The organism is Flammeovirga sp. AWQ4_249 (genome assembly GCF_056161045.1).
The window spans coordinates 46,591-53,798 of the sequence record NZ_JBSWYJ010000035.1 but is presented as its reverse complement, the minus strand read 5'-3'; the positions used below and the strand labels follow the sequence as shown (position 1 = coordinate 53,798).

The window sequence follows — 7,208 nt, the reverse complement described above, 5'->3', positions numbered from 1 at the left end:
TGAACCGAAGTTCAATGATCTGTTATTCAGATTTTTATTTACTTTAAACCGTTGTTTAAAGCTGCCTCGTTTTTCAGAAGCGAGTGCAAAGTTAAGAACTTTTCTTTTTAACTTCCAAATCTTTCTTGAAAAAATTTTGAAGTTTTTTTTGAGTCAATTTTCATTCTCACAACACACTGTTTTTAGCACATCAAAAAGATGTTTTTAAAAATGCCTTTCGTTAAAGGCGAGTGCAAAGGTAAGAAAGGAAATTTAATCTGCAATATCTATTTTGTTTTATTTAGAAACTCATTTAGATAGCTGACTATCAATCCTTTAGGCGTATGCTATACGCCTCTACACACATCATGTTTTTCCTTAGCCGTTTACTGAAGGGAGTGCAAAGGTAATAGAAGGTTTTTTAAATGCAAGAGGTTTTTAGTGTATTTATTTTAAATAAAAATCAACAAACTGATAGCTTCCTGATTTTCAACATTAATTATACCTAATTAATTCCGGTATGTATAAAGAAATTTTACACCCCTTCCCTTTTGTGGAGTTTAGAGAAATAGAACCACCTAAAATATCAACTGCTTCTTTTACGATGAATAATCCTAAACCTGTACCTTCTTTCATTTCTGAAGCTCTGTAGAACATATCAAAAACTTTAGATTGTTCATTTTTGGATATTCCTTCTCCATTGTCTTCAAAAATTATTTCTATTCCTTTATTTAATCTATGAATAGATATATTCAAGTATTTATTCTTCTTTTTTTCATCACAGTATTTTACACTATTCGTAAATAGATTAGTAAGTATACTTCTTAATCTAATTTTATCTGATATAAATTCATGATCAACATTTATATCAATATTAATTGTAAAATCATTGTATAAATAAGATTGATGGGTATCAATTATTAATTTAACTTCATGAAATAAGTCTATCGGTTTTGGCTCAAGTTTTTGTCTATTATTTCTTAAAAATTCTCCAAAGTCTTTTATTAAGTCTAATACTCTATCAACGTTTTTATCCATCATAGGTAGATAAACATTTTTCACTTCATCTGCAGGTTCTTTAAAAGCTAGGTTTAATAAACCTTTCAAAGAAGTTATTGGTCCCTTTAGATCATGAGTGGTACTGTAAAGGAACCTATCTAATTCTTTATTGGTAATCTCTAATTCTTTGTTCTTTGCCAATAATCCTTGTTCGTATTCTTTTCGTTTAGTTATATCATGTGCATTAAAAATTGTATATAACCTACCTTGTATTTTAGCTAAATTGGCTGACAACTCTACATCTACAACTGAATTGTCTCGCTTTTTCATACGCACTTCGATTTTTGAAGGGGTAGAAATATCACCACTTCTACATTGGTTTCTATATTCAAGAATTTTGGAATGATCATCTTTATGAAAGAAATCTAAAAATGTTTTTCCACGAAGATCAAAGTAGTGACTATAACCTAGTAATCGTTGTAGCCCTTTGTTATAATTTGTGACACGTCCTCCAAATTCTGCAATGAAACTATCTTTTGCAGCATTGATCATTGACTTTAGCCAAATTTTCTTGCTTTTATTCAGCTCTTCTGCTCTTTTTCTTTCCGATATATCAGTGACAGCACCTACAAATCTTTTTAATTCTCCATTTTCACCATAAATAACACGGCCTTGAATATTTAAATATTCTACACCATTGATATTTTTAAGTCTATCATTACATTTTATATCGAAGTCGATAGGTTGATGTTTTTGAGATAGTTTTTTAACTGCTTCTTTAAATACAAAACGATAAGGTAAATCGACATAACTTAATTGTCTTCTAAAAGATGGAATACCATCACTCTTTTTAAAGTTAAGTAATGTGTATAAATAGTCAGACCAATAGCTTTTGTTCTCTTTTGCTTCAAAAACCCAGTTTCCAACATGAGTGACTCTTTGGATTTCATCAATGTAGCTTTCGTTTCTTTCAAAGAGTTTCAACTGTTTTTTTTGTGCTGTGATATCTTGAATTCCACCATAAAGTCCCACTACTCTATCATGTCTAATTATAGGTCTTCCTGTTAATCTTATCCATTGCTCTCCTCTATATTTCCTGTAAATCCTTAATTCAAGATCAAAATCAGATTGAGTCCTATATGACTTTAGAAGCTCTTTGTGTGCTTTATTGTAAGATGCCTTATCACACATAGTAAGTACAGCTGAAGGGTTTTTATAAATAAACTCTTGAGATATACCAATCACTTGTGCAACTTCTTCTGTTACATTCATGGTCTTTGAAAAACGATCATAAACCCATCCACATGCTTTTATCAAACGCTGCATTTCTTTAAGCATTTGACTATTTTGTTCTTTTTGGGTAACATTTTTCAACGTAGCAAAAACAGCATATTTATCATCTGATATCTTTACTTTTCGTGTTTGAACATCAAATAATAATGTATTTCCTTGTTTACACCTAAGGTCTATATATAGTTTTTCTGGAGAAGTAACCTCATTTGACTCTAAGATTAATTTAAACTCTCTAACGAAATGACTTCTTAAAGAAGGGTGAATAAAATCGGTGAATCTTTTACCAATTATTTCTTGATTAGGATACTGTAATAAATCTTTCAGATATTGATTTATCTTTACAACTTTTGAATCAGTATCAATAATTGTATATCCTATCGATTTGTTTTCTAAGATAGAACTAAACATCTCTTCTATTGAAGATCTTGCAGTTATATCTTCACTACGAATCACTACTGCATCTACATTATTGTCCAATGTAAAAACAGGCTGATAGTGTGTTTTTAAAAAAATCTGCTCTTGTGAATGGGAAAAGTATGATAGTTCAGAGGTAAATTCCTTGCCTGAGAAAGATTTATCTAATCCAATTTTAAGTCTTTCAAACTTTTTAATAAAAAGATTCATGTTTGACTTTACATCATCTATTTTACCTAAAAGCCTTTTCCCAAGACGTTTTGCTTCATCATTATAATAGAGAAGCTCTAGCTTTTTACTGATAACAAAAATTGCATCTTTAGAATCTTTCAATAGAATTGTATTGAAAAATTTCAAGAAAGATGAATCATTTTGGATATGAGCATTATTCTCAATTGATATAATGTACAAGTCTTTTTGTTGTGTAATTTGAATCGTTTGGTATGTTCCATTTGTATTGTAGAGTCTTTGTTTTAATGAATCGTTGTTATTCAGCTCTGCCAATTCTAAAAAGGAACCTCGAAATATACCATGCCACTCTTGAGGACAAAACGTAAAGAAATTAGTCCCGAGTAGATCATTATTAATGTCTATTCCTAAAATCTCATGCGCTTTGTGACTTTCTAACAAAAAATAATTCCCTTTTTGAATTACAAAAAATGAGATACTTTTGCCTTTCTCTATTAAATTTAAGAAAGTCTTATCTAACATAGTAAGTTTTTAAATTAATTGCCTATAGCTGATAAATAGGTAATTTATAAACGATAAAGCTTAGTCTTTTATTATAACAATTATTTCTAAAAATAAGTAAAAAAGTAATGATCTCAAAAATTGTAACTGGCGTTTGGAATTGGGGCTCTATGAGTTCTGAAGAAATATTACATTTAATTCATACAAGCATTGAAAATGGCATCGATACATTTGACCATGCTGATATTTATGGAGGATATACGATCGAAGAACAATTTGGCAAAGCTTTAAAGCTCAATCCAGAACTTAAACATAGAATGAAAATTGTCACCAAGTGTGGAATTAAATTAACAACACCTAACCGACCTAATCATTCTATCAAGTCTTATGATACAAGTAAAGAGCATATCATTTTTTCTGCTGAAAATTCATTAAAAAATCTTGGTGTTGATGCTATAGATTATTTATTGATTCATAGACCTGATCCTTTATTAAATCCTATTGAAATTGCAGAAGCTTTTTATTCACTTCGAAAAGCTGGAAAAGTAAAAGCATTTGGAGTTAGTAATTTTTTACCACATCAAGTAGATATGTTACATAAAGCATTTCCACTTAGTATTAATCAAATCGAAGTATCTCCTTTACAAATTAATGCTTTTTTTGATGGTTCATTAGACAATTGTTTGATGCATAATATTCAACCGATGGCATGGTCTCCATTAGGGAATGGGAAAATATTTACTGAATCTACTCCTGAAATCTTAAAACTTAAAAAAGTTATAGAAGAAGTGGGTGAAAAGTATCATCTTGGAATTGATCAAACTATATTTGCATGGCATCTAACACACCCTGCCCAAATTGTACCTGTTCTAGGAACAACGAAGGCGAGTAGAATTGTTGATGCTGCTAAAGCGATGTCTGTAACTTTAGAAAGAGAAGACTGGTTCAAAATCCTTGAAGCTGCAAGAGGTTTTGAGGTTGCTTAATTATTTTCACTAACTCTATATGTCTGATAAAACTTCAAAAATAGAAGACCCTGGTGTAGGTGTTCAATACGAACACGAAACCAAAAGAATTATTAATCCAGATGGTAGTTTTAATGTCAAAAGAATTGGAACTGCTAACTTTATTAGAGATGCTTATCATTGGTTAATTACAATTGATTGGATCCCTTTCATTGCTGTAATAGGCGGAATTATTATCGCTACAAATATTTTGTATGCTTTTTTATATATGATTTGTGGTGTTGACAATATCTCTGGCGTCCATACTTCTGATAGTTTGTGGGATGAGTTCGTTCAAGCTTTTTTCTTTAGTGTACAAACTTTTACAACTGTTGGTTATGGAGCCATGTCACCAATGAGTAGAACTATAAGTTTGATTGCAAGTTTAGAAGCATTTTCAGGATTGCTACTTTCTGCATTTTCTACCGGTATTTTGTATGGACGTTTTTCTCGTCCAATGTCAAAAGTAATTTTCTCAAAAAATGCTTTACTCACTAAGTTTAAAAATACTGATAAGGATTGTCTTCAATTTAGGGTAATCAATAAAAGAGCAAATACTTTATTAAATCTAAAAGCTTCTGTTTATGTATCTATCCAAGAAGAATTATTAGATCATAATGGGGAGAAAGAATTCAGAAGGCAATTTTATGATATTTCATTAGAGCGATCGAACATTATGTTTATGCCGCTTTCATGGACTATTGTTCATATGATTGATGAAAAAAGTCCTTTGTATCAGCTTACAATGGAAGATTTAATATTAAGACATGCCGAAATTCTAATTGTATTGAAAGGGTATGATGAAACATTTGGTCAAGATACTTATACTTATCATTCGTATTATGCCACAGACTTTGTAAAAGGTCGACGATTTGTGAGAAATTTCCATGTAGATGATTCTGGTGATATTATCTTGAATGTTAAAGATGTTCACTTGACAGATCGATTATCTCCTAAAAAGTAAAAAAAGGACAGATACTTTTCAATCAAGTATCTGTCCTTTTTTTATGATAAACCGTCTTTTATTTTCTGTGCTTTACTATTCCCTACCAATTGTGCTATTTCTTCTACGGGAGCAGCTTTAATATTGGTGATTGTTTTATAGTGTTTCAATACTTTTTGAATTGTATTTGGTCCTACACCTGGAATATCTTCTAATTTAGAATGAATACTTCCTTTGCTTCTTAGATTTCTATGAAAGGTTATTCCAAACCTATGAGCTTCATCTCTTAATCTTTGAATTAATTGAAGAGATCTGGATTTTTTACTTAAATGTAATGGAATCGGATCTTCTGGGAAAAATATTTCTTCAAGTTTCTTAGCTATACCTATAATTGGAAGCTTCCCATATAATCCAAGACTTTCCAAAGCAGAACAAGCAGAGCTTAATTGTCCTTTACCACCATCTATTATCACTAGCTGTGGTAATTTCTGATTTTCTTCCAACAACCTTTTATACCTTCTATAAACAGCTTCTTCCATTGAAGCGAAATCATCTGGTCCAACTACCGTTTTTACGTGAAAATGTCGGTAATCTTTCTTTGAAGGTTTACCATCCTTAAAAACAACACAAGCAGAAACTGGGTTTGTACCTTGAATATTGGAATTATCAAAACATTCTATATGAACTGGAACATCATTTAATTGCAATTCATTTTTTAGTTGAACTAACGTTTGATAATTACTTTTCTTATCACTGATTTCCCCTCTTGACGTCTCTCTTTCTCTTTTAAAATACATCGCATTTTTAAAAGACAACTGAATCAATTTCTTACCATCACCAATTTTAGGTACTGAAAATTCTATTCTATCATCTTCATCTAAAGAAGGAACTTCGATGTTTGTATATACTTTTCTTGTAGAAGTTTTATATCTATCTCTGAATTCCATTATCGCATGAAGTAGAATATCAGCATCTTCTTCCTCCATACGTTTTGTAATTTGGGTAGATTCAGCATAAATAATTCCTCCATTCATAATTTTAATGAAATTGACATATGCGAATTTATCATCTGAGATAATAGCATATACCTCCATTTCTTTTAATGTTGGAGAAACAACCAGTGATTTAGCTTGATAGTTTGTAATGAGTTCTAATTTTTGCTTCCAAGTATTAGCTTCTTCAAAAGCTAAATAAGCAACCGCTTCTTCCATTTTCTTTGTAAAGTAATCTCTAGCAACAGCTAAGTTACCTTTTAAAATTTGAAGTATTTGCTGGATATCTTCATCATAACTTTCTTCTGTTTGTTTACCTTCACATGGACCAAGACAGTTATTAATATGATATTCTAAACAAACGGAAAACTTTGCAGCAGCTACATTTTCACTTGATAAATTATAAGTACAATTTCTTATTTTATATAGCTGTTTGAATAGATCTAGGAGAGCAGACATTGCTCTTCCATTCGGATATGGACCAAAGTACCTATGTCTTTTATCAGTTGTATTTCGTGTTGAAAATACTCTTGGAAATCTTTCTTTGGTTACGCAGATATAGGGATACGTTTTATCATCCTTCAGTAAAATATTATACTTTGGTTGATTTTTTTTAATTAGGTTATTTTCTAATAACAAAGCATCATACTCAGAATCCACAACTGTGTACTCAATCCCTCTAATTTCTGAAACAAGACGTTTAGTTTTCCTATTCATTCCTGCTTGTTTCAAAAAATAGGAAGATACTCTATTCTTTAACTTTTTTGCTTTTCCTATGTAGATGATTTTCCCTTCTTCGTTGAGATATTTATATACTCCAGGTTGAAGGGGAAGGTTTTTGACTACCTTCATCAACTCTTCTTTGTAATCCATTCTATAAAGATAACGGAGACG

Annotated in this window: 4 protein-coding genes; 2 read left to right on the top strand and 2 right to left on the bottom strand. The window is 30.7% G+C overall.

Features of this window, described 5'->3' with window-relative positions; translation table 11 throughout:
- Positions 1 to 474 precede the first annotated feature (474 nt).
- Positions 475 to 3,396: a PAS domain S-box protein gene (locus ACXAHM_RS20130; protein WP_474963846.1), complete on the bottom strand. Its 2,922-nt coding sequence runs from the start codon at positions 3,394 to 3,396 to the stop codon at positions 475 to 477.
- Positions 3,397 to 3,503: 107 nt separating this feature from the next.
- Here ACXAHM_RS20130 and ACXAHM_RS20125 point away from each other — a divergent pair, with 107 nt between their 5' ends.
- Together ACXAHM_RS20125 and ACXAHM_RS20120 are read left to right on the top strand one after the other, a co-directional pair.
- On the top strand, positions 3,504 to 4,361 hold the full coding sequence (locus ACXAHM_RS20125) for an aldo/keto reductase (RefSeq protein WP_474963844.1): 858 nt from the start codon (positions 3,504 to 3,506) through the stop codon (positions 4,359 to 4,361).
- Between the two features lie 19 nt (positions 4,362 to 4,380).
- The gene (locus ACXAHM_RS20120; RefSeq protein WP_474963842.1) at positions 4,381 to 5,343 is read left to right on the top strand and encodes an ion channel; all 963 of its coding nucleotides are present in this window, start codon (positions 4,381 to 4,383) and stop codon (positions 5,341 to 5,343) included.
- A gap of 41 nt (positions 5,344 to 5,384) precedes the next feature.
- Here ACXAHM_RS20120 and uvrC read toward each other — a convergent pair whose 3' ends face one another.
- Positions 5,385 to 7,187 (bottom strand): excinuclease ABC subunit UvrC, encoded by a 1,803-nt coding sequence (gene uvrC, locus ACXAHM_RS20115; RefSeq protein ID WP_474963839.1) that lies wholly within the window; start codon positions 7,185 to 7,187, stop codon positions 5,385 to 5,387.
- Positions 7,188 to 7,208 lie beyond the last annotated feature (21 nt).

Coding starts and splice junctions, on each gene's coding strand:
- ACXAHM_RS20130 (WP_474963846.1), bottom strand. CDS start 3,396: ATGTTAGATAAGACTTTCTTAAATTTAATAGAGAAAGGCAAAAGTATC.
- ACXAHM_RS20120 (WP_474963842.1), top strand. CDS start 4,381: ATGTCTGATAAAACTTCAAAAATAGAAGACCCTGGTGTAGGTGTTCAA.
- ACXAHM_RS20125 (WP_474963844.1), top strand. CDS start 3,504: ATGATCTCAAAAATTGTAACTGGCGTTTGGAATTGGGGCTCTATGAGT.
- uvrC (WP_474963839.1), bottom strand. CDS start 7,187: ATGGATTACAAAGAAGAGTTGATGAAGGTAGTCAAAAACCTTCCCCTT.